This window comes from Mycolicibacterium aubagnense (genome assembly GCF_010730955.1).
GTDB lineage: Bacteria > Actinomycetota > Actinomycetes > Mycobacteriales > Mycobacteriaceae > Mycobacterium > Mycobacterium aubagnense.
This window is the reverse complement of record NZ_AP022577.1, coordinates 2,133,526-2,155,028: the sequence shown is the minus strand read 5'-3', so window position 1 is coordinate 2,155,028 and position 21,503 is coordinate 2,133,526. Positions and strand designations below refer to the sequence as shown.

Below are 21,503 nucleotides of genomic sequence, written 5' to 3'. Positions count from 1 at the left end.
CTGGAGTCTAGCCGCGAGTCAGAGGCGCGCAGCGACGAACTTCGCGGCCTGGTTCACCATCCCGGAGTTGATGTAGCCCGGTGCGAGGTGATCCTGCCACTCGGCACGCCATTTGTAGGGGCTGCTCGGGTTGCAGATGGGGTCATCGGAGTGGCACAGATCGATGGTCCGGTTCTGGTAGGTGGGGCTCAGTGCGGTGATGGGTGCGGCCCAGTTGGCGCCGTTGCCGAACAGCGCGACGGCCGCGATGTGTTGGTCGGCGCCCCGCGGCAGCGGGTTGTTGAAGGTGAAGGCCGAAATGGGCACCGCGAGAACAAGATCGGTGGCGGCGGCGCCCAATGAGTAACCACCGAGCACGATCTTGGTGGCCGGGCAGTTACGGGTAAGCCATTGCACGCGCTGGCTCATGTCGTTGGCGCCCATGTCGACCTGGGTGTCTGCCGGGTAATTCACCGGGTACAGCCCGATATTCGGGCCGCGGAGCTGCCGCAGCGCGGCGACGAACGCGGCGCCGACCTGTCCGGGGCCGGGCGGTTCCATCCGGCCCCGGGCGAACACCACTTCCGCGGGTGCGCAGGTGGCGGCCGCCTTCGCCACGCCAATGTCCGTGAGTAGCACGGACATTGGCGCGACGGCGACGGTCAGAACGGTGATCAGCACTGCAGTTGTACGGCGGCCGATCACAAATCCGATGGTATCCCGACGAATTGACGGTCTCGTCGAGAAATGATGCCAGCCTTACAACAATCCGGCGACGAAGTTGGCCGCGTCGTTGGTCGGGCCACCAGCGTAGGTTTTGTGTGCGGGTACGCTCTGGCCGTCGGTCTGGCAGATGGGATCGCCCGGATTGCACAGGTCGATGACCTTGCCGCCCCACACCGGGCTGGCGGTCAACGGCAGACCCAGCTTGGCTGACGGGTTGCCGAAGACCGCGATCGCCGCGACGTGACCGGCGGCTTCGGGAGGCAGCGGGTTGTTGAAGCCGACACCCGGGACCGGAATGGCGCCGATGACGTCCATCACGGCCGCGCCCTGCGAGTAGCCGCCGAGTACCTGCCGGGTGCCCGGGCAGTTATCGGCCATCCACTGGATGTGGGCGCTGGCATCGTTGGCGCCGTCGGCGGCGGCCAGGAAGTCGTATGACGCGGGGTAGACGACGGCGTAGGCCCCCACGGACCGGCCGCCGACCTTCTTGCGTAACTGGTTGACGAAGGCCCCGCCGACCGTGCCCAGGCCGGGGTCTTCGCTCGTGCCGCGGGCGAACGTCACCTCGATGTCAGGGCAGTTGGCAGCGGCGGCGGTGCCGACGGCACCCAGCGACGGCGGCGTCAGCACAGTGATGCCGGCCATGATGACGGTGGTTGCGGTGCCGGCGACGGCCCGGCGCAGTGCACTGATGATCACACCGAATCTTAACCGCGGCTCCAGATGTGGTTCCGCGATCGGCGTTTATCGGCAGGTCAGACGTGTGACGCGATGAACTGCGCGGCTTGGTCCACGAAGTCGGACGTCTCGTAGTGCGTGTGGGCGAACGGGTTACGGCCGCGCGAGCAGATCGGGTCACCTGGGGAGCACTGGTCGATGGCACGGTTCGCAAACAGGCCCATCGAATCCAGCGGGTGGCTGAACTTGGCCGACGGGTTTCCGAAGACCGCTGCGGCCGCGACCCGACTCGCGAGTTCGGCCGGCAGCGGCGGCGCCGAGCCGACCTCGCCGACCCGGTCGCCGAGCGGCGGTACGCCGGCCAGCATGTCGACCACCGCCGCGCCCTGGGAGTAGCCACCGAGCACGATCTTGGTACGCGGGCACTGCTGCGCCATGGCCGAGATGTGGTTCTGGGCGTCGGTCGCGCCGTCCTGGGCCGTCAGGAAGTCGTACGTGGCCGGGTAGTCGACGCCGTAGCTACCGACAGTCCGGCCACCGACCAGCGGCTGCAGCGCATCGACCAACGCGTAGCCGACCCTGCCGACGCCCGGGTCCTCACTGGTCCCGCGGGCGAAAACGATCTCGATGTTGGGGCAGGCGTTGTCGGCCTGAGCCGGTGCCGAGGGCAGCAGCGCGGTTCCGGAGATGACGGCGGCGGCGATTGCGGCCACTCGGACCGACGTGCTGAGCAAGGTCACGCGGGCCATCTTCACATATCGTGATCAGCTACGGCCAATTGTTTGACCTGCTGGCAAACCCTCCGGGCTGTCCGGCCAATCGTCGTGCCAGGTCGCTTCGCCGCGGTCGCCCTGCCGGGCAAGCGCCAGCCCGGCCAGCACCACCGCACCGCCCAGCAATTGGATTGCGGTGATCGCCTCGCCCAGCAGTGCCCAGGCGGACAGCACGGCGAACATCACCTCGGACAGGCCGACCAGGGAGGCGAACCGGGGCTGCAGGCGGGCGATACCCATGATGCCGAAGGTGTACGCCATCGCGGTCGGCACGATGGCCAGCGCGATCACGGGTACCAGCCAGGACGTCGTCAGGCCTGCCAGCGTGGTGTCGTTGCCGGTGAACGCGAGTGGCATGACGCCGGATACGCCGAGCAGCGCGACCGTCGCCGCGCCGACCATCAGCCCACCGGTCGCCAGGGTGATGGAGTGCAGGCCGGTGCCGTCGGCGCTGGCCTTGTCGGACATGACGAAGTAGCACGCGGCGCAGACGGCCGCGCCCATGCCCCAGGCGATGCCGGCTGCGCTGATCGGGGCGCCACTCCTGCTTCCGGGGCCGATCAGGCCGAGTACCAGCGTGATGCCGGCGACGGCGATCGCGACGCCGGCCAATGTGAGGGTGCTGGGCCGGCGCCGGGTGGTGGCCCACACCCAGCCGACCACCAGCAGGGGTGCGGCGTACTCGAGCAGCAGCGCGATGCCGACGGGGAGATAGGTGACGGCGTTGAAGTAGCAGAGCTGGGCGCCCGTGATCGGGATGGCGCCATAGGCGATGACCGTGCCTTTGTGACTCAGCGCTTCTCGCACCCAGCCGCGGCGCAGGACGGTCGCGACCACGGCCATGACCAGCGCACCGCCGGTCAGCCGGGCGACCACTGCCGCGGTGGGGCTCCACCCCGCCTCGATCAGGGACTTGCCCAGGGCGCCCGCCATCCCGAAGGTGAAGGCAGACAGGACGGCGAAGATCATGCCGGTCCGGAAGTGGCCGGCATTGGTGCCGTTCGACGCCGTCATGGGCCACCTCCAATGATGTAATGAGTCAACTTGGGATTGGTCATGACGCTACGGAGGGCGGGTGTAACGAGTCAAATGAATTTCAGTCATGACACGGAGCTCACGCTGCGCGCGGCGTGCGTGCTGATCAACAGCGACCGGGTCGACGGCGACCACCTCGCCGACCTGGCGTCCCTGGACGACTACCTGAACGACTTCGGGTGGACCGGCCGGCGCGACCGCGACGCCGCCGAACTCGCCGCGGTGCACGGTCTCCGGCGGCGACTCGGCGAATTGTGGGCCACGGCAGGCGATGAAGAGGCGGTGGTCGGCCAGGTCAACGCGCTTCTCATCGACAACCGCGCCATGCCCTGGCTGACTCGGCATCCGGAGAACCCGGAATGGCATCTGCATCTGGCGGCCGATCAGGACCCGTTGGTCCAGCGCATGGGCGCCGAGATGGCGATGGCCCTCGCGGACCTGATCCGGGCGGGTGAACTGCGGCGGCTCAAGACGTGCGCGGCATCGGACTGCACCGCGGTGCTGATCGACCTGTCGCGCAACCGATCTCGCATCTTCTGCGACACCGGAAACTGCGGAAACCGTCAGCACGTCGCGGCGTACCGCGAACGCCGCGCGCGCGAGAGCTGACGCCCGGCTGCCCGACGCGCCCGGCACCGGTTGCCGCAATGCATCGCGTGACCCGGCTGCGTCTCCTACCGTGATCACCGACAGCGTTTGAGCGGAAGGACGGGCCATTGGCCGAATTCGTAGCGGCCATCGACCAGGGCACCACCAGCACCCGGGCGATGATCTTCGACCACTCCGGTCGTGAGGTCGGGCGCCACCAGCTCGAACACGAGCAGATTCTGCCGCGGGCCGGCTGGGTCGAGCACAATCCCGTCGAGATCTGGGAGCGCACCGGCTCGGTGCTGCAGTCGGCGCTGAACAACACGAGGTTATCGGCGTCCGATCTGGTCGCGCTCGGCATCACCAACCAGCGTGAGACGACGATGGTGTGGGACAAGCGCACCGGGCGTCCGTATTACAACGCGATCGTCTGGCAGGACACCCGTACCGACCGGATCGCCTCGGCACTGGAACGCGCGGGCCGCGGCGACGTCATCCGCCGCAAGGCCGGTCTTCCGCCCGCGACGTACTTCTCCGGCGGCAAGATCCAGTGGATCCTCGAGAACGTCGACGGGGTGCGCGAAGCCGCCGAACGCGGTGACGCCATCTTCGGCACCTGTGACACCTGGGTGCTGTGGAACCTGACCGGCGGCACCCGCGGCGGTGTGCACGTCACCGACGTCACCAACGCCAGCCGCACCATGCTGATGAACCTCGAGACCCTCGATTGGGACGACGAACTGTTGTCGTTCTTCGGGATTCCGCGTCAGATGCTGCCGACCATCGCGTCGTCGTCGGTGTCCGAGGCATACGGCCTGACCGCGGCCGACGGTCCGCTGGGCGCACCGGTGCCGGTCACCGGCATCCTCGGCGACCAGCAGGCCGCGATGGTGGGGCAGGTGTGCCTGTCTGCGGGGGAGGCCAAGAACACCTACGGCACAGGCAATTTCCTGCTGCTCAACACCGGCGAGAAGATCGTGCGCTCGGAGCATGGGCTGCTGACGACGGTGTGCTATCGGTTCGGCGATGCGAAACCTGTATATGCACTCGAGGGTTCGATCGCCGTCACCGGTTCGGCCGTGCAGTGGCTGCGCGACCAGCTCGGCCTCATCGCCGGCGCCTCGGACAGTGAGGCGCTGGCGCGCCAGGTCGAGGACAACGGCGGGGTGTATTTCGTGCCGGCTTTCTCGGGACTCTTCGCGCCGTACTGGCGTTCGGATGCGCGCGGGGCCATTGTCGGGCTGTCCCGGTTCAACACCAACGCCCATCTGGCCCGGGCCACGCTGGAATCCATCTGCTACCAGAGCCGCGACGTCGTCGACGCGATGGCCGCGGATTCGGGCGTGCACCTGGAGGTGCTGAAGGTCGACGGCGGCATCACCGCCAACGAACTGTGCATGCAGATCCAGGCCGACGTGCTGGGTGTCGAAGTGGTGAAACCCGTTGTCGCCGAGACCACTGCGCTCGGCGCGGCATACGCGGCCGGCCTCGGGGTCGGGTTCTGGTCCGATCCCGACGAGCTGCGCGCCAACTGGCAGGAGCACAAGCGGTGGGCGCCGTCGTGGGACGACGCGCAGCGCGCCGCCGGCTACGCCGGCTGGCGGAAGGCCGTCGGCCGCACCCTCGACTGGGTCGACGTGGACTAGGGATTTGTGCACGATTTTCCGCGGTCGGCGCGGAAAATCGTGCACAAATCCCTGGGGGCAATTGGTGTCGGGGGCCACGGCCGGCCGCGGTTAGGCTGCTAGCCGGGGGATGGACATGGGTCGGGGGCAGGGCGCGCAGTTGGAGGCCAGCGGCCGGCGCTTTCAGACGCGTCGGCTGATCCACGCACTGGTGCGTGGTGACACCGCGATGGTCGAGGAACCGGTTCGCGCGCAATCTATCTCATACGGGTCGGGATGGCTGGCCGGGTTGCTGGCGGTGGCGGTGTGTGCGGTCATCGCGATCGCGTCACCGGCCGGCGGGCTCGGGGACGCGCCGATCGTGATGGTCCGGGATACCGGTGCACTGTATGTGCGGATCGGGTCGACGTGGTTATCTGGGGTTGTATTCGGGTGTGTTCTGTTGTTCCCCCTTAGGTTATGGGACTGGTCTGGGCGTAAGCGGATACGATTGCGTTGCAGGGTGTTTCCGTTTAGGTGGCGATTCGGCGGCTCTTGTGGCTGAAGTGGTGGCGCGCCGGATTGGTTTGGCGGTGCCTGGAATTCCGCGCCTGCGCACTCTGTTCGCGATTCGGGCAGGTCGGCGCTGCGGTTTCGGGTTGGGTTTTATGCGGTGAGGGCGTCGATTGCGGCTTGCAGTTTTGTCGTGGCTTGGTCGGCGATGTCTTTGAGTGCGGGTTCGTCGGTGACGTCGACCATCAGCATGGGGTTCATTGCTTCGATGATCACCGTGCCCGTGTCGGTGGGGTGGGCGCGCACGACGACGTTGCAGGGCAGCAGTAACCCGATCTGGCGGTCAATGGTGACGGCCTGGTGGGCGAGCGGGGGGTTGCAGGCGCCCAGGATGAGGTAGTCCTCCATGTCGGTGCCGAGTTTGGCTTTGATGGTCGCTTTCATGTCGATCTCGGTGAGCACGCCAAAGCCTTGTTGTTGCAGGGCGTTTCGTGTGCGGGTGACGGCGTCATCGAAGTCGGTGTGCAGCGTGGTGGAGATCGCGATGTTCATCGGTGGATTCCTCTGGGTGCTGATCGTTCACGACGGCAGATACGTCGATGAGATGGGTGTGGCGGCGTGCGCGGGCTGCCCGGGTGAGACCGGTGCGCCTCGTTGGTATGTGTTGTGCCCCTGCGTGATTGGTGGGTTAGTGGTGTCACCAGGGGTCCATCATCGGTCCCCAAGGGCCGGGGCCCATCATCGGTCCCCAGGAGCCGGGTCCCATCATGGGGCCGGGCCCCATCATGCCTGGGCCCCAGGAACCGGGCCCCATCATGCCTGGGCCCCAATAGCATCCGGGGTCCCAGCCGTTGGGGGTCCAGCAGCCCGGCGGGCCTTGCGTCGGAAGGTCCGAGCCGATCGGCGCCCACACTCCGGTTCGCGGTTGCGGGGTAGCGGTGTCAGCGCTGCTGACGGCGGTGAATGTAGGGACCAGCGCGCTGACCAGCGCGGCGGCGGCCAGTGCCGTGATCGTGGTGCGTGCGGTGAACATGGCGGCGGTCCTTTCCTGGTGCTTATCGGGGCGGCCCGGTGACGTCGAGTTCGGCGGACATACCCGAGACGTAGTGACCGGCGATGTTGCAGACCAGCTCGTAGCGGCCCGGCGGCAGGGTGATGGTGGTCCAGCCCAGGGCGCCGGGGGCGATGCCGTAGTCCGGTGATTGTTCGTCGCCACGGTCGGCGGCGCAGCTGCGGGAGGCTTCACCGAGGCTGCCGGTCTCATCGACGGTGCCGTCGGGGCCGCTGGGGCGCCGGCCCGCGAATTGTCCTGCGGGCAGCGGCAGTACCACCAGCTCGTGCACCATCGCACCGGTGTTCAGGACGCGGAATGACACCGGTCCGGCGGGCACCGTGGCCGGGGACAGGTAGATCCGCATCATGCCCATGCCGGGCATCATCCGCGGCCCCATCATCATGTGCCTGCCGGGGCCCATCATCGAGCCCATGTCGGTGACGTTGACATCGACAACCGTCCCCGGCAGCGCCGGCGCCGCGCAGGACGTCGGGCCGCCCGGTATTGGCGCCACGGGCCCATCATCGCCGGGCCCCGACCCCACATTCCCGTGCCGCCCGGATACCCGCGGTAGGCGGCCAGCCGGTAGGGCCGGCGCTGGCCGGTGGGATCGGGCGGGCACCGGGGCCGGTGCGGTACGCGATCGCGGTGGCGCCCAGCCCGAGCACCAGCGAGCTGGCCGCGATGGCCACGACCAGCCACAAACGGTGAGTTTTCATGGCGTTCAACGGTGTTCGCGCAGTGCCGTCATGCGCTGGCGGTATTCGGTGTCATCGATCTCCCCCCGCGCCAGGCGTTCGGCCAGCATGTCCTCGGCGGTGCGGGCCCCGGGTGCGGCGCCCGCGGCCCCGTGATGGGTGCCGCTCAGGTAGCGCACCGCCGCCACGATCGCGGTGATCAGCACCGCGAAAAACAGCACCGCGACCACGGCAGTCAGAATCCAGCCGCCCCAACCCCATCCGCCGCCGTAGCCGCCGTTCCACATCCAGCCATTACCACCCCAACCGCACATGACGCCTCCTGGGCCGTGTCGTAGGAACAAGTCGATCGCTTGACCACGTGATCGCTGCCGCCAGCATGCATCCGGTGGGTGCCGGGCCTCCAGAGGCGAAGGTCCCCACTTCGCCGTCCTGCTATAGCATCGTCAAATGACGATGACAACGCCCAATGTTGTGGTTGATCGTGTCGAGTTGGCGCCGGCCGCGGCGCTGTTTCGGTCGTTGGGCGATCCCACCCGGCTGGCGATCGTGCGCCGGCTGGCCACCGGCCCGGCGCGGGTCACCGACTTGGCGACCGCGGTGGGATTGGCACAGTCCACGGTGTCCAGACACCTTGGCTGCCTGCGTGAGTGCGGCCTGGTGGACTCCGAGCCGGCGGGCCGGGCTTCGGTGTTTCGGCTCACCCAGCCGGCGCTGACCGAGGTGCTGGCCGCCGCCGAGGCCGTATTGCAGGCCACCGGCAACCTGGTGGCGCTATGCCCCACCTACGGCGCAGACCCGGCCGCCGGGCAGCCGCAATGACCACCCACGGCGGCCCGGCCGCCCGTCCCACCAGCGTGCCCCCCGACGGTGCGTGCGACGACGGGTGCGGGTCCGTGCCGGCGGGGCCGGTGCGCGATGCGCGGTGGCATCGGGCTGCACGGTGGGCACGGTTGCTGGCCTGGGTCAGCCTGGCCTGGATGCTCACCGAGGGGCTCGTCGGGCTCTGGCAGGGCCTGATGGCCGGGTCGATCGCGTTAACCGGATGGGCGCTGGGCAGCGCGGTGGAGGGGCTCGCGAGCCTGATTGTGGTGTGGCGGTTCACCGGGGCGCGCACCCTGTCATCGACCGCCGAGCGGCGCGCCCAATACGCGGTGGCGGTGTCGTTTTGGCTGATCGCCCCCTACATCGCCGCGGAATCCATCCATCACCTGCTGGCGGGGCAGCACAGCGAGACCAGCGCCATCGGCATCGCGCTGACCGCCCTGGCGCTGGTGATCATGCCGCTGCTGGGCTATGCCAAACACCGGCTGGCAGTGATCCTGGGCTCGGGGGCCACCGCCGGTGAAGGCACCCAGAACTACCTGTGCGCCGCCCAAGCCGCCGCGGTACTGATCGGTTTGGCGGTCACCGCGATCTGGCCCGGGGGTTGGTGGCTCGATCCGGCCATCGGTCTGCTCATCGCTGCTGCGGCGGTGCGGGAGGGCATCGAATCCTGGCGCGGTGAGGGCTGCGGCTGCTGACCTATCGGTAGCCCGGCCGGTCCGCGGCCCCCGCGGTGGGCGGCATGAACGTCTTTCACATCGCCCACCGCGACGCCCTGGTCGCCCTCTGCGTCGTGCTGGACCCCAACTGCTGCACCTAACCAGCGGGGTCGCCGTAGTGCCGGTCCTCCAGTTGACCGTAGAGCAGTTCGATGGTGGCTTGCTGTTGTGCCACCGTGGTTTTGAGGTTGTTGATTTCGGCTTCTTGAGCGGCGATCTTGCGGCGCAACGCGGCCATGATGCTGCTTTCGCGGCTCGTGGCCGGCGGGTGGTCGCCGCCGGCGGCGGGCCGGTTGCGGTACTGGTTGATGATCACCATCAGGTCGTCATGTTTGAGGACCGTTTTGCGGGTTACCTTGGCGCGGCGGGCCACCGCGGAGACGTTGATGGTGGCCTTGGTTTTGCGCAGGTAGGCGATGGCCTTTTCGATGTCGCGGCGCTTGTCGGCGCTGACACCGTCACGGTATTTGGCCAGCGCCGCTTTGGCTTTGGCGGTCGGCGGCGGCGGGGGTGTGCGGGTCACCGGGGCGTTCCCGGGTCAGCTTTGCGCAGCACCGATTCGTGACTGCCCCGGGTGCTGACCTGTAAGCCGGGTTGACGACCCGCGGTGCCCGCGCCACCGACCCCGGCGGCCTCGTCGGTGTCGGTGGCTTCGATGCGCCCGATGATGGCGTCCAACGAAGCCACCTCGCGGCGCCGTTGGTGAATCCAGACATTGTCGTCGGTCAGCTCGCGGCCGGTGCGGGCGTGGAATTGGTCGCGGCGCACGTCGATGAGGGTGAGGGTTTTGGTGCGCTGGTCGATCAGTTCGTCCAGGTGGGTGGCGTCGGTGGCGAAATGCCCGCAGGACAGGCAGGCGTTGCCTTTGTCGCAGGTGGTCACCGGGGGCAGCAGGCACACCCCGTTGGGCAACACCCGGTCGGTGCGCGCCGCGAGTTGGGTCATGTCGTAGATGTCCGATGGGCTGATCGTGATGTCGGTGCCGTGGGCACCGATCTTCTTGTGTTTCAAGAATTCTGCTTCGGCGGTGGCCTGCAGGGTCGCCGCGTAGCGCAGCGTCATCTCCGGGGAGGCATGTCCGAGGTAGCGCTGCACCACATGGATGGGTACCCCGTCGTTGAGCAGTTCGGTGGCCCGGGTGTGCCGCAGCCGGTGGGTTTGGCTGAACTTGAGCGGTCGCCCGGCGCTGTCGGTGAGGCCGTGGATGCCATCGAGCTTGTCGAGGATTAGGCGGTAGGAGTTGTAGCTACGGGCCCGCTGCCCCTGGTGCTGGAACCGCACCCCCAAGAACAGGTACTTCGGGGCCAGGCCCGGGTGGTGCCGGCGCACCCAGTCTTGTTGCTCGACAATGACGTTGACGATGGCCTGCTCGACCAGGATGGTCGGGCACACCCCGTCGACCTTGGTCTGCTGGTAGCGCAGCTTGGCCACAAAACCTTCCGGGTCCGCGGCGGCAGCGCGGTCACGGCCGGGGATCGCCTCCAGCGGATCGGCATCGAGCATCAAGATTTCCGAGGCCCGCCGCCCGGTCAGCGCTTGCAGCAGCCACGCCCGGGCCGCTTGGGGGTCTCCCAGGCCTGCGACCACCGAAATGGTCGAATCAGGGTGGGTGATGACCACGGGGATGTCCTTGTCGGCGGCCAAAACATCCAGATAGCACAGCATCTGCTGCAGCTCGGCGGTCGAATACCAGGTCAGCTCCGTCGGGGTGCGGCTGCGGCGGGAGCGGAACGCCGCACCCCACAGCCGCGTGTGCGTGTCGGTCAAGCCGGCCCACCGCGGCTCACCGGTCGCGACCGCGGCTTCCTCGGCATGATCGACCATGAACGTGTAGAACGTCTGGATACGCGACTGGATCCCGGCGATCGCGGTCGAGGACAACGGCCGGTCCGGTTTCGCCTGCGCCGCCGGTGATTTCAGGTAGTCGGTGAAATCGGTGAACAGCAACCGCACCGCCGCCCGGTCGGCGTGCAGGGCCGGGTCGTCGATCCGGCGTGCGGCCAGGAACGGGCCCAGATGACGGCTCATGTCGCGGACCCGTGAGGTGAGCGAGGACCACCGCAACAGTTCCGCGGTCAGCGCGGTGCGCAGCCAGAACCGCACACCGTCGCGCAACCACGCCGGTTCGACCCCGCCCAGGCGCACCACCTGGTCGTGCTGGGGTTCATGTTCGCGCCGCGGAATCCTCGGGTCGGCGTACAAGTTCCAGATGTCGTGGTCCCACCAGGGGCCGCCCGGTGCAGCGCACCGCCACATACAGGTGCAGGTGTTCGACGAAATTGGTGACGTTGGTGCGAAAACCCGCCGAGGGCAGCCGCCCGTTGCGGCGTTCGAAATCGAGTACCCCGTGGCGCACCATCGATTCCGGCGTCAGATCGGCGATGGAGGCCAGCGGCCGGCGATGCTGCTGGCGGTAGTCGGCCGCCGCGATCCCCAGCGCGCGGCTGGTCCATCTCAACAGTGACGGCTCGACCTTGCGGGTGTCCTCCTCACCGCACAGCCACACCCACCAGGCCAGCTCGTCGCAGATCCGTTGCGGCACATCGGCAGGAGTGAAGTCGTGCCCCTCGCTGACCGGCCGATACCGGGGGTTGGGCGCAAACAGCGCGTTGGCTGGGGCCTGATCGAGGTGATACACCAGAGTCCGCCACGGCGCCGGGACCCGATCCCACTGCGCGGTCCAGTGTTCCTCGGCGCCGCCCTGCTGCCCGCTGTGTGTAAGTCGGTCATTGCCCGCCACTGTGCACCTTCCACCCCGCCACATAGTTCGTCCATTCGGCCACCGTGCGCATCGCCGCATCGGCGGTCACCCATAATGGTGACGTCGGATATCAGAACTGTCCGAATGCCCGTGGCATTGATCGCGAATTCTGACGCTAGTTGATCGCGAATTCTGGCGGTGTTGGTGGAGTTTCAAGATCGCTTATCGCCATATTGACGTCATCTTGATTGCCGCAGTGTCGGCTGGATGGGAACCGCCCCACGGTCAGTGGGATCGGTCGGGGAACCTGTGGTCAGCTTTCGGTGGTGTGCTCGACGATGGGGCATATTGTGGCCGGCACGGTCGCGGTGGCACCGTCGACTGGATGGGCATTTCGAGTGTTGACGAGACTGCGGCGTAGGGCGCGCAGGTCGGCGATCGCGGCATCGATCTCGTCAACGCGCGTGTCGATGAACGCGCGAACCGCGGTGCATGGCGCCGAGCCGTGACGGCGGATGTCCAGGATGGCGGCGATGTCATCCAGGCGTAGGCCCAGTGTGCGGGCCTGACGGATGAAGGTGAGCACGGCGACGTCGTCGGCGCCGTAGAGGCGGTAGCCGGCCGGGGTGCGCGGGGGTTCGTCCACGAGGCCTTTCGCCACGTATAAGCGCAGCGCCTTGCGCGTGATGCCGGCGCGGGAGGCGGCCTGCCCGGCGGTGAGAGTGTCCGAGGCCATGATTTCCTCCTGATCAACTTGACCTGGCCCCGAGGGCCAGCTCTTACTGTCGTCTAGCTGGAACAACACGACAAGGAGGTAGATCATGCCATTTCGTGAGGGTGAGGTGTATCGCTGCCCGGTGCCCGAATGCGGATGCGAGGTGACGGTGACTAAGAGTGCCCCGCCGGACTGTCAGGGACAGCAGAATCCGACCTGCTGCTGCGGACAGACGATGGAGAAAGTCAGCTAGGCACCAACGCACCGGGGTGGGGCCTGACAGTGACCTCACCCCGGTTGCCGCCGGCACGCATTGCCAGCGATCTGAGCAAAGAGGAGGCACGCGTTGTCGTCCCCGGCTTCACCGCAGCGGTCACGGGAATGGTTGTTGCGGACTTTGGCCGCCGCTACGTTCCTGATTTTCTTTCAGGCGTTCATGGTGGCGCCGCTCATTCCGCAACTGGCGCACGAGTTCGGCAGCTCAACCGATCTGCTTGGGCTCGCTGTTCCCGCCTACCTGGTGCCCTACGGGGCGATGACCTTGTTGTGGGGTCCGCTCTCGGATCGGATCGGCCGGAAACGGGTGATCCTGGGGTCTGCTGCGGGGTTCGTCGTGCTCACCGCGCTGACCGCCCTGGCCGATGGCCCCCGCATGTTTATCGCGTTCCGGCTGCTGACCGCGCTCGGCGCCAGCGGGGTGGTGCCGATCTCCCTGGCCCTGATCGGTGATGTGTTCCCCTACGAGCGGCGCGGTCATGCGCTGGGCTGGCTTTTCGGCGCGATGGCTGGCGGTATGGCCTTCGGTTCCAGTGCCGGGGCGCTGCTGGAACCGCTGATCGGCTGGCAGGGTCTGTTTCTCGGGTGGCCGGGCTCGCCGCGATCGTGCTTGTGGCACTTACGCTTCGGCGCTCGCAGCTGCAGGGTGGGTCCGCGCTGCAGCGTCGAAGCGTCGGGCAGATCGCGCGCGGCTACTTCACGCTGCTGCGCCAACAGCGTGCCCGCCGCACCTACGGCTATGTCCTGATCAACGCGGTGATCCACTCCGGCATCTATACCTGGCTGGGCGTCTATTTCAGCCAGCGATTCGGTCTGACGCTGGTCGGTATCGGCCTGGCGTTGCTGCTCTACGGCGTTCCCGGTTTCCTCTTCGGTCCTGCCATCGGCCGGCTCGCCGACCGATACGGGCGCACCCGACTCATCCCCCTCGGTCTGGCCGTCGCGTCCACTGCCGCCCTGCTCCTCGCACTCCTGTTCCGCTGATCCTGGCTGCCCTCGCTGTCGGCATGCTGTCCCTGGGCTACGACCTGACCCAGCCGCTGCTGGCCGGGATCGTCACCCAGCTGTCCGCCCAACGCGGCCAGGCGATGGGCCTCAACGTCTGCACCCTGTTCATCGGCTTCGGCGCCGGAAGCCTCCTGTTCCAAGCGCTGCTCACCACCGGGTTCACCGCAGCACTGGCCACGTTCAGTACCGGGCGGCACTCGCCGCGGTCATCGGCCTGTACTTCTTCGCCAGTGAGAGACCACACCCCATGCCGTCCGTCAAAGACCCGCGGTGACGTAATATTTCACGGACTCGAACTTTCCCCACACCTACGTATTGTCGAGATTCGCGATGAAACGGCGTCCGATTTCGCGACCAGAACCAGCCCCGGGATGTTCACTGTTGGGGTGTGTCGCATGTAGGCACTATGCCCGTGTTTCCGTGTTGCGGGCCAGCGATTGTGGTCGGCTGCTGATGACGGCGGCGTAGTTGGTCCAGTCGCCGGCGGAGAGGCGTTGCCAGGAGACGGCGACGTCGGTATGGATGCCGAGGGTGCGGGCCAGGATTGCTGCCGGGATCTCGGTGGCGAGTTGAAACAGTGCGGTGCTGCGGGCGGCGCCGGGACGGATGCCGAGTCGGTTCAATCGTTGGGTCAGCTGGCCGGTGCTGATGGGCCGGCCGGGTTGGCCGCCCGGAAAGAGCCAGATCGAGGGGGTCAGCGCGCCAATGGTTGCGTGGCCCTTGCGATTTGACATATTCAATCGGGCCAGGCCGGCAACCGGCTCGGGTAGGTGTATCGGCGAGCTGCCGAGGTGCAGCCGGACCGGATCAGCGTCGAGTTCGATATCGACGATGGTCATTCGGCAGATCGCAGCCGGTGTCTGCGCGTAGAGGAGAACGAGCAGGCCGGCCAGCCGGTCATCGGGCTTGAGGCTGTCGTCGTGCAACAGGCGGCGCGCGATGTTCCAGCGGTTCTGGTCATCGAGCGGTCGGGTGGGGCCCATCCAGCGGTGTGCGCCGATGCGGACGCTGGTCAGCTTGTTCTTGTGCGCCCATCGGATGAAGTGTCCCGCTGCCCCGCGATGTGTCGCGGCGGCGTCGGTGAGCCAGCGATCCAGGTCGGCCTGCTGACAGCTGCCGAGGGTGAGCTGGTGTTCGGTGAGCCAGTCCAGGAAGGCGATGGCCGCGTGGGTGCGTTGGCGCACCGAGTTGAACTGCTGGATGGTGATGGCGTGCCCGTTGTTGCGTTGCCGCAGTCGACGGATCAGGTGCCAGACCGTGTAGCGGTGCAGCGCCTGCCGCTGCTCGAGGTTCGCGTGCGCAGCCAGGGTCTGATCGATGAACCGCTCGATGCGGACCATGTGCTCATCGCGTCGCGGCAGGGCGCCCACGCCGATGAGGACATGGCGCAGGTGCGCCAGAGGCTGACTGTGGGGCAGCTCGTCGAGCGCTTCGTGGGTCAACGCCCTGCGCCCGGCAGCGAGATCGGCCAGCACCGGCGCGACGGACTTCTTCTTCAGCCATCGCATGGCGGTGATGGGGTGTTCTGCGGTAGCGATGTTGTGCCGCAAAGCCTGCAGCCCCGGATGAAGCGATGCCGACGGCGGACCGATGATCTCGTTGAGACGCTGATTGATTCGGCATCGAACGCATTGACCAGGGTGCGGATAGGACGGGTCGCTGCAGGTTGGGCAATCGCGCCAGATGGCGCGGGTGGTGCAGTCCTCGCAGTGCGGCTGGGCGAGGGTGCCCGAGATCACTGCGGCGGTCCGTCCGCACGAGCTGCATCGGGCGGTGCGGCGCTGGCAGGCAGGACACCATGGTCGGCCGGTGATTCGAGATGTGCCGCAGGGCTTTTCGTCGCCGCAGATCGAGCAGGAAGCGGTCGGCAAGGACGGGCAGGTGCTGCAGATCGGCCCGTCTGGGGTCCGGAGGCTGACCGGACGGCGGCGACCGCAGTTGAGGCAGTCTTCGAGGTTGTCAGGGTCGGTGACCAAACAGTTTGGACATAGTGGTCGGCCCTGCTGGTCACGAGTGGCCGGTTCGCGGCGCGCGCCGCAGCGTGCGCATTCTTCGATGCGGGTGTGGGCGATGCAGGTGCGGCACACGCGTTGCCCGTCAAGAGGTTTGTCGATCCGCACGACGCGACCGCAGCGCGGGCATGCCGGCCGCACGATCCCGGCGACTCCTGCTGCGTGCAGGGCATCGATCAGCGGGATGATCGCCCGGATGGGGCGAGATGCCCGGCGCCGGTGAGTAATTCGGGTGCAGCTTCCAAGGCCCAGGCGACCTTGCGTTGATGCGCGGGCCGGGACGCAAGTCTGCTGACCGCACTGGCGACGAGGTCGCGGTCGACGGCCGGATCCAGCCGGGCCACCACGGTGTGGATGACCGAGATCGGATCGCGGTCGTCGCGGTCAGGGCATTGCGCGCAGCGGGCCCCACCGGCGCGATCCCGGGTCGAGACATGCCGAAGCTGCCCGCAGGCCGCACACGGGGCCGGACGCACGCTACAGGCCCCGCAGAACCAGTCCTGACCACGACGCTGGAGGGTCCGCATCGGCGTGCCGCACTCGGCGCAGACCGGCGGCGAAACCTCTGCGCCGGCCTTTCTCAGGGCGATCAGCAGGTCACCGACCGCCCGCGGCGCCGGAGAGCGTCCATCGGTCAGCACCGCTGGGCGCTGGGCAAGAAACGCTGCCAGGCGCCGCGATTTCGCTCGCCCACCCGCGACGCGGGTGATGACGGACCTGGCCCGCTCGAGTGTGAGCCGATCATCGACCGCCGCGACCAAGTCCGTGATGAACCCGACCGGGTCTGAAACCGACCGATCGCTGGTGGTCACTCGGCGCCGCGAATGCGCGCCCGCTTGGGTCGCAAGCCCCCGAGGCCGGCTTCGGCGCCGACCGCCTTCTTCCCGCGGGCGCCCGCTCGGGCCGAGACGGCCGGCTCGATCAAGTCGTCCATCGTGCAGTCGAGGATGTCCAGCAGCGCCATCAGGATCTTCAGGCTCAGCCGTTCGGGTCGCTCGACCACGAGCCGGTAGACCTGACTGGACGACAAGGTGATGCCGCGCTGCTCCAGCGGCTCGATCAGATCGGTGGTCGCGAACATGCCGCCGGCGGCCATGACCGTGCGCAGATGCCAGTGGTAGTCGAGCTTGGCGGGCATCATCAGTCCTTGTCTGCTGGAGGGGTCCGACCAAGCACGGGCGCGAGCGCCTTGTGCAGCATGGTGTTCATGAAATCGGAGCTGACGTGGGTGTAGATGGCCGTGGAACTGTCGCATTCGTGCCCAACCTGGGATTGGATGAACCGCCGGTCAACACCATCTTCGGTGAGGTGCGTGACAAAGGAGTGACGGATTGAGTGGGGCACAAGGTCTTTCGGCAACTTCAGCGCATCCCGATAGGAGACGAACCGAGCGTTGATCTCCGCGGCCTTGATCCGCCCGCCCGCTCGGTCACCCACAGCGCCGGATGATCGGGGCAGCCGAACTTCGGCCGCACATTCTCGACATAATCAGCGACCGCCTCTACCGCCCAATCCATCACCGACAACACGTTCCGCCGCCGCGGCGGCTGTCCCCGTTTCGCCTTGCCGTAACGCACGTTGAGCGTGCCGAACCTGCCGAACTGCGGCGCCGCAGGATTGCGGCCGAAATCCACCAGGTCAAGTTTGGCGGTCTCGGTCCGACGCAACCCCCACCCGTAGATCACCTTGAAGACGGTGGCATCGCGGAAAGCAGCAAGGGCCCCTTTACGTTTCGCCCGCACCGCACGATCGACCTGGTCGTCGGCGTAGTCCAGGAACCGCTGCATCTCCTCACGTGTGAACGGCCTGGCCTCCGGCCGACCCTCGTAGTCGTTCAAATGCGCGATCGTGTTCCATTCGTGGCAGATCGCCACCGGATGGGTGCCGAACTCTTCCTCGCATGCCAACGCCCACCCGTAGCGGCCGTCGATCAGAAACTCGCTGAACAGCCGTAACGAGCATTGGTAGCCGCGGATCGTCGACGGTGCCAGGTGCTTCTCGCTGACCAACCAGAGCGACCACTCGTCGATATGCGTCGGGGTCCACTGCCACGGATAGTCATTGACGAAATCCATGAACCGACGGACCAGCTTCTCCCGCGCCGTGACTGTCTCCTCACGAAGCCCCCGAGCAGCCTGCTGAGCACGCCAGCCACGAAACATCGCCTCCGCCATCGCATCTTGCGGACGCAGGTGTGCGATACCGGACACCAGCTCCAGATGTGCTGCCCCAGCCAGATCAACCTGCCGCAACCCGACCCCCAACGCCACCGAACAGTGATCGAATCATGCATCAAACGAGATCACTTTGGCAAATAGACTGGCCAGCAGCCCTTTTCATGCCCTATATCCGCTAGCCTAAAACCCCGACTCCATCAGGCAACCAGGTGATTCTCGCCCATCAGATGCAATTCCCGAGCGTTCCCGTAAATCGACAACGTCGTCTGCACATCGGCGTGACCCAGACGGCGCATCACCACATGCGGCTCCACCCCGGCCAACAGCAGCGCCGTGGCATGGGTGTGCCGCAACCAGTGCGGTGTCCAGTCCGCCGGCAGCATGTCCGGGCAGCGCGCCGTGATCAGATCGACCTTGTCGTAGATGGTGTCCGCGCTCAGCGCCGCGTACTTCACCCCGCGCACCAGGTTCACGAACACGAAATGCGTCGACAGGTCCCCGACCGCGATATCGGCGCCGTCGGCGATCAGCTGCCACACGTACTCGCTGTAGAGGGCGACCAGGTCATCGCCGATGAAGATGCGCCGCGGCCCCGACTTGGCCCGCAGGCCGCGCCGATGATCATCACGCCCGGCCACCAGCACCGACGGGGTACCGCCACCGGCGATGTCAAAATCCTGGTGCCGCAACGACAATGCCTCACCGATCCGCATCCCGGTCTCAGCGAGCAACGCGAAAAAGAACCGGTCCCGCAGCCCCGCCGGGCCCCGCGACCATGCGCCGGTGACCGTTTGCACGCTGCACGCATCCAGGATCGCGTTGACCTGCTCGGGCAGCAGCACCGGCGTCTCGGAACGTTGCACCGCCCGCAGCCGATACAACGGCCCGTTGGTCGGGATGGGGCCCCACGCCGGCCAGAAACGGCGCATAGCGGCCCCGGCGGCTGCTGCGGGCATGCGTCGAATACAACCGGCGGTACGGGCGCTCCAAATCATGCGCATCGGCGAAATACCGGTACATCGCCAACACCGCGGCGCTGCGCGGCCCCAGCGTGGACTCCGCTCTGATCGTCTCGGGTTCGCCGATGCGCGCCACCCCCGGTAAGTCTCCGCGGCGCATGTAGGTCAGGAATGTGCCGAACAGGCTGGCCGGGAAGTCATCCCAGGCGGTACCTGTGTGCTCCAGCACCGTCCACCACGCGGCCAGCCCATAGGCGTACGCGCGCACCGTATTTGGCGACGCACCCTGATCACGAAGAAACGCAAGGTACTCGCGGGCCGGGGCAACGGGCAGCTTGTCGACGCCCACCACCGTGTAGGTGGGCGGGCGATCGGCAAAGCACATCCGCTGCACCGCAGCCATCGTCAGCAGCGCCCCCGCGCCGGCGCGGTCACCGCGGCCGGCCCTTACGGAAATCATCGAGCCGCACCACCCGCGACGGGGCCACGCCCACCGGCGAGGGAGTGCGGCCCGCACCGACGCTCGCCGCCATCGGCTGGCGCTCGGCGGCCGGCGCCGGCCGCTGGGTCGCCAGGAACCAGTCCAGTACGTCGGCCGGATAAATCATCGACTCCCGCGCGGCCAGCATCGGCACCGAGGCGCCGCCGTAGCAGCGTTCCACCCACTTGCGCAGCAGCCGCGGCCGCTCCGGGGCACGGTCATTAAAGCCGGGCTCGGTCATGCCCCACGTGTGCCCGGTGGCCGGGTTGATCCGCCGATGCAGTTGCGTGGTCAGCATTTTCGCTCGCTCTGCCGGGATCAACCCCGAATCGCGCAGATGCATGATCAGCGAGCCCAGCGACAACCCCACTTGTCTTTGAGCGGCCGCAGATTCAGTAGCGACAACAACCGGGGCAGCTCATCGGCGATCACCGCCGCCGGGGCCAGCAGTTCGGTGGCGAACCGGTTGGCTTCGAGCTCATCGGCCGAGCTCACCGAGCAGTATGCGTGCGAATGCAACACCAAATGCCCGAGCTCGTGGGCGATCGTGAACCGGGTCCGCTCCCAGGAATCACTGTCCCGCAACACAATCAGCGGCCGGTCCCGCATCCGGCCCACCCAGCTCGAATAACCCAGATGCTTCTCGTCGCGGGCCGGAGCCGGGGATGCGGCGAACTCGCTTTCCCATTCCCCGGCCACCCGGCGCCGCACGATCACCGGTGCACCGAGGCGCTCGGCCTCGTACATCAAATCATCAAGGGGCTCATCGTGTTCCACGCCCATCGCTGCTCGCAGACGTGCCGCGGCCGCGGCGATCGACCGGTGCGTCAGCTCTTCGGGAGCCATCGTCGGAATCTTCACCGGCGGCAGCTTCGACCGGTCATCGAGGTCGGCGAGGAAATCGCCCGCCAGCGACGCGAACGTCGCCAGAAAGTCCTGCTCGCCCATCGTCATCGACTTGGGCGCGCGGAACAACAACCTCCGTCGACACCCGGGTCTGCGGAGCCGATTCGAAAAATGCTTCAGGGAAACGGAACAACCCCGCCAGCAGCTCGACATCGGCGTCATCGAGTCGGATGATCTGCGTTTTTTCGATCTGGGACTGCCGGGCAGGGCTCCACCCGGCGGCTTCGGCCACCGTCTTTGCTGTCATTCGTCGCAACAACCGGGCCTGTCGGACCCGGACACCAAAAACCTCAATCATCGTGCGCTCAATTCAACGTCACCGGGTTGGGATACCGGCAAGCACCCAACACTGTGCCTGATAGCTACGACAACTCCGGCGGGGTGCCATCCTCCTCGTCGAACGCGGGATTCTCGTCGACCTCGGTGAAATCCTCGTCGCGGCGCCGCTTCGCCAGCCTCGTCGACCCCTGCGAACCGCCACTGGGCTGACCCAAGCCCACCGTGGTGCTGCGTTCCTCGAAGATCGCTGCCGGCAGCGGCGTCCTGCCGTACAGCACCTGAATGTTGTCCAGCAACAGGCCAGCAGCCAACGCCGCCCCGCCGAAGAACCCTCGGCTGTCCGGCCACCACAACAGGTACTCGCGATACCCCTGCGGCTCGGGGATGCCGTCCTCGCCGCCGATCGGATGGCCAAGTTCCTCTTCCAGGCTCAGCTGCTCCCCGCCGGGTACATACTTCACCGGCTCGATCAAGCTGCCGTCGTACTTGCGGGGATGCTTGCGCACATAGATCCGCGACCCCTTCCCGTCCAGAAGGAGCACACCCATTCCGTTGCCCGCCTTGACCTTCAACGTCGAATCGGGTCGTTGTCGCCGAAGTCTCGACATCAAAAAAGTCTCCAGCACAGAGCACGACGTGGTAATCGACCGCACATTGCTGCCCTGATCGCCGAAACGGTCCGGAACCTCCACGTGGCGAGCAGCCAAATCGCCGTGCGATTCGCCCAACACCAGTGCATGTTGCGCGACAAGCTCCTCGACCAAGGCCTGAGGATCGTCGTGTTGCTTCATGGGGTA

28 protein-coding genes and 3 pseudogenes are annotated in these 21,503 nt (G+C 67.1%); 9 read left to right on the top strand and 22 right to left on the bottom strand.

Annotation, left to right across the window (positions count from 1 at the left end; all coding sequences use genetic code 11):
* Window positions 1-18: 18 nt before the first annotated feature.
* The 4 genes from G6N59_RS10605 to G6N59_RS10590 form a co-directional block, all read right to left on the bottom strand.
* On the bottom strand, window positions 19-624 hold the full coding sequence (locus G6N59_RS10605; RefSeq protein ID WP_234884394.1) for a cutinase family protein: 606 nt from the start codon (window positions 622-624) through the stop codon (window positions 19-21).
* Between the two features lie 114 nt (window positions 625-738).
* Window positions 739-1,350 carry a cutinase family protein gene (locus tag G6N59_RS10600; RefSeq protein ID WP_170212447.1) on the bottom strand — a complete coding sequence of 204 codons (612 nt, stop codon included), beginning with the start codon at window positions 1,348-1,350 and terminating at the stop codon, window positions 739-741.
* 110 nt (window positions 1,351-1,460) lie between these two features.
* Entirely contained in the window at window positions 1,461-2,132 is a 672-nt protein-coding gene (locus G6N59_RS10595; RefSeq protein WP_138232154.1) for a cutinase family protein, read from the bottom strand.
* Between the two features lie 15 nt (window positions 2,133-2,147).
* Window positions 2,148-3,170: an EamA family transporter gene (locus G6N59_RS10590; protein WP_138232153.1), complete on the bottom strand. Its 1,023-nt coding sequence runs from the start codon at window positions 3,168-3,170 to the stop codon at window positions 2,148-2,150.
* Window positions 3,171-3,245: 75 nt separating this feature from the next.
* Between G6N59_RS10590 and G6N59_RS10585 the strand changes: the two genes are divergently transcribed.
* From G6N59_RS10585 to G6N59_RS10575, 3 genes are all read left to right on the top strand, one after another.
* Window positions 3,246-3,800, top strand: a complete 555-nt coding sequence (locus G6N59_RS10585; protein ID WP_138232152.1) for a CGNR zinc finger domain-containing protein — start codon at window positions 3,246-3,248, stop codon at window positions 3,798-3,800.
* A 107-nt stretch (window positions 3,801-3,907) separates the two neighbouring features.
* Entirely contained in the window at window positions 3,908-5,425 is a 1,518-nt protein-coding gene (gene glpK, locus G6N59_RS10580) for a glycerol kinase GlpK (protein WP_138232151.1), read from the top strand.
* Between the two features lie 109 nt (window positions 5,426-5,534).
* Window positions 5,535-5,948, top strand: coding sequence for a type VII secretion protein EccB (locus G6N59_RS10575; RefSeq protein ID WP_306789631.1), 414 nt, complete (start codon window positions 5,535-5,537; stop codon window positions 5,946-5,948).
* A 101-nt stretch (window positions 5,949-6,049) separates the two neighbouring features.
* On the opposite strand, the gene G6N59_RS10570 is transcribed toward G6N59_RS10575, so the two are convergent.
* The 5 genes from G6N59_RS10570 to G6N59_RS10555 form a co-directional block, all read right to left on the bottom strand.
* Window positions 6,050-6,448, bottom strand: a complete 399-nt coding sequence (locus G6N59_RS10570; protein WP_138232149.1) for a DUF302 domain-containing protein — start codon at window positions 6,446-6,448, stop codon at window positions 6,050-6,052.
* Between the two features lie 145 nt (window positions 6,449-6,593).
* The gene (locus tag G6N59_RS30690) at window positions 6,594-6,929 is read right to left on the bottom strand and encodes a hypothetical protein (protein ID WP_179970298.1); all 336 of its coding nucleotides are present in this window, start codon (window positions 6,927-6,929) and stop codon (window positions 6,594-6,596) included.
* Window positions 6,930-6,951: 22 nt separating this feature from the next.
* Complete coding sequence (locus G6N59_RS10560) at window positions 6,952-7,464, bottom strand: hypothetical protein (protein WP_235678747.1); 513 nt, start codon at window positions 7,462-7,464, stop codon at window positions 6,952-6,954.
* 7 nt (window positions 7,465-7,471) lie between these two features.
* Window positions 7,472-7,669: a hypothetical protein gene (locus G6N59_RS31120; protein WP_235678746.1), complete on the bottom strand. Its 198-nt coding sequence runs from the start codon at window positions 7,667-7,669 to the stop codon at window positions 7,472-7,474.
* A gap of 5 nt (window positions 7,670-7,674) precedes the next feature.
* Window positions 7,675-7,962, bottom strand: a complete 288-nt coding sequence (locus tag G6N59_RS10555; protein ID WP_234884381.1) for an SHOCT domain-containing protein — start codon at window positions 7,960-7,962, stop codon at window positions 7,675-7,677.
* A gap of 136 nt (window positions 7,963-8,098) precedes the next feature.
* Between G6N59_RS10555 and G6N59_RS10550 the strand changes: the two genes are divergently transcribed.
* The 3 genes and pseudogenes from G6N59_RS10550 to G6N59_RS31115 all read left to right on the top strand — a co-directional run.
* Window positions 8,099-8,470, top strand: coding sequence for an ArsR/SmtB family transcription factor (locus tag G6N59_RS10550; protein ID WP_197907918.1), 372 nt, complete (start codon window positions 8,099-8,101; stop codon window positions 8,468-8,470).
* A complete protein-coding gene (locus tag G6N59_RS10545) occupies window positions 8,467-9,171 on the top strand; it encodes a cation efflux transmembrane domain-containing protein (protein WP_138232147.1) in 705 nt (234 codons plus the stop codon). Before G6N59_RS10550 ends, G6N59_RS10545 begins: the two co-directional genes overlap by 4 nt.
* A gap of 41 nt (window positions 9,172-9,212) precedes the next feature.
* A pseudogene (locus tag G6N59_RS31115) lies at window positions 9,213-9,293 on the top strand (Rv2640c family ArsR-like transcriptional regulator); the annotation flags it as partial.
* On the opposite strand, the gene G6N59_RS10535 reads toward G6N59_RS31115, so the two are convergent.
* From G6N59_RS10535 to G6N59_RS10525, 3 genes and pseudogenes are all read right to left on the bottom strand, one after another.
* Complete coding sequence (locus G6N59_RS10535; protein ID WP_138232146.1) at window positions 9,290-9,715, bottom strand: transposase; 426 nt, start codon at window positions 9,713-9,715, stop codon at window positions 9,290-9,292. The pseudogene G6N59_RS31115 and the gene G6N59_RS10535 sit on opposite strands and share 4 nt — an antisense overlap.
* Window positions 9,712-11,956: pseudogene (locus G6N59_RS10530) on the bottom strand (tyrosine-type recombinase/integrase). The gene G6N59_RS10535 and the pseudogene G6N59_RS10530 overlap by 4 nt, the downstream one beginning before the upstream one ends.
* Window positions 11,957-12,206: 250 nt before the next feature.
* Entirely contained in the window at window positions 12,207-12,629 is a 423-nt protein-coding gene (locus tag G6N59_RS10525; protein ID WP_163911226.1) for a MerR family DNA-binding protein, read from the bottom strand.
* 325 nt (window positions 12,630-12,954) lie between these two features.
* Here G6N59_RS10525 and G6N59_RS31570 point away from each other — a divergent pair, with 325 nt between their 5' ends.
* Genes G6N59_RS31570 through G6N59_RS30805 form a run of 3 tightly spaced genes read left to right on the top strand, consistent with a single transcriptional unit; the run spans window position 12,955 to window position 14,293 of the window.
* Complete coding sequence (locus G6N59_RS31570; protein ID WP_197907917.1) at window positions 12,955-13,632, top strand: MFS transporter; 678 nt, start codon at window positions 12,955-12,957, stop codon at window positions 13,630-13,632.
* A complete protein-coding gene (locus G6N59_RS31565) occupies window positions 13,524-13,868 on the top strand; it encodes an MFS transporter (protein WP_306789638.1) in 345 nt (114 codons plus the stop codon). Before G6N59_RS31570 ends, G6N59_RS31565 begins: the two co-directional genes overlap by 109 nt.
* Before the next feature lie 23 nt (window positions 13,869-13,891).
* Window positions 13,892-14,293, top strand: coding sequence for a hypothetical protein (locus G6N59_RS30805; RefSeq protein WP_197907916.1), 402 nt, complete (start codon window positions 13,892-13,894; stop codon window positions 14,291-14,293).
* A 3-nt stretch (window positions 14,294-14,296) separates the two neighbouring features.
* On the opposite strand, the gene G6N59_RS30800 is transcribed toward G6N59_RS30805, so the two are convergent.
* The 10 genes and pseudogenes from G6N59_RS30800 to G6N59_RS10480 all read right to left on the bottom strand — a co-directional run bounded on the left by G6N59_RS30800 (window position 14,297) and on the right by G6N59_RS10480 (window position 21,497).
* Complete coding sequence (locus G6N59_RS30800) at window positions 14,297-15,400, bottom strand: site-specific integrase (RefSeq protein ID WP_197907899.1); 1,104 nt, start codon at window positions 15,398-15,400, stop codon at window positions 14,297-14,299.
* Window positions 15,401-16,080: 680 nt separating this feature from the next.
* Window positions 16,081-16,716: a hypothetical protein gene (locus G6N59_RS30795; protein ID WP_197907915.1), complete on the bottom strand. Its 636-nt coding sequence runs from the start codon at window positions 16,714-16,716 to the stop codon at window positions 16,081-16,083.
* Window positions 16,713-17,042, bottom strand: coding sequence for a helix-turn-helix domain-containing protein (locus tag G6N59_RS10510; RefSeq protein WP_179970297.1), 330 nt, complete (start codon window positions 17,040-17,042; stop codon window positions 16,713-16,715). The genes G6N59_RS30795 and G6N59_RS10510 overlap by 4 nt, the downstream gene beginning before the upstream one ends.
* 2 nt (window positions 17,043-17,044) lie before the next feature.
* On the bottom strand, window positions 17,045-17,341 hold the full coding sequence (locus G6N59_RS31110; protein WP_235678745.1) for a tyrosine-type recombinase/integrase: 297 nt from the start codon (window positions 17,339-17,341) through the stop codon (window positions 17,045-17,047).
* Window positions 17,266-18,174 carry a tyrosine-type recombinase/integrase gene (locus G6N59_RS10505; protein ID WP_235678744.1) on the bottom strand — a complete coding sequence of 303 codons (909 nt, stop codon included), beginning with the start codon at window positions 18,172-18,174 and terminating at the stop codon, window positions 17,266-17,268. The genes G6N59_RS31110 and G6N59_RS10505 overlap by 76 nt, the downstream gene beginning before the upstream one ends.
* A 152-nt stretch (window positions 18,175-18,326) precedes the next feature.
* Window positions 18,327-19,443: pseudogene (locus tag G6N59_RS10500) on the bottom strand (tyrosine-type recombinase/integrase); the annotation flags it as partial.
* A 28-nt stretch (window positions 19,444-19,471) separates the two neighbouring features.
* Window positions 19,472-19,819: a hypothetical protein gene (locus G6N59_RS10495; protein WP_163911224.1), complete on the bottom strand. Its 348-nt coding sequence runs from the start codon at window positions 19,817-19,819 to the stop codon at window positions 19,472-19,474.
* Between the two features lie 47 nt (window positions 19,820-19,866).
* Window positions 19,867-20,496: an ImmA/IrrE family metallo-endopeptidase gene (locus G6N59_RS10490; RefSeq protein ID WP_235678743.1), complete on the bottom strand. Its 630-nt coding sequence runs from the start codon at window positions 20,494-20,496 to the stop codon at window positions 19,867-19,869.
* Window positions 20,402-20,725, bottom strand: coding sequence for a helix-turn-helix domain-containing protein (locus tag G6N59_RS31875; protein ID WP_163911217.1), 324 nt, complete (start codon window positions 20,723-20,725; stop codon window positions 20,402-20,404). Before G6N59_RS31875 ends, G6N59_RS10490 begins: the two co-directional genes overlap by 95 nt.
* A gap of 64 nt (window positions 20,726-20,789) precedes the next feature.
* Window positions 20,790-21,497 (bottom strand): hypothetical protein, encoded by a 708-nt coding sequence (locus G6N59_RS10480; RefSeq protein WP_138232131.1) that lies wholly within the window; start codon window positions 21,495-21,497, stop codon window positions 20,790-20,792.
* Window positions 21,498-21,503 lie beyond the last annotated feature (6 nt).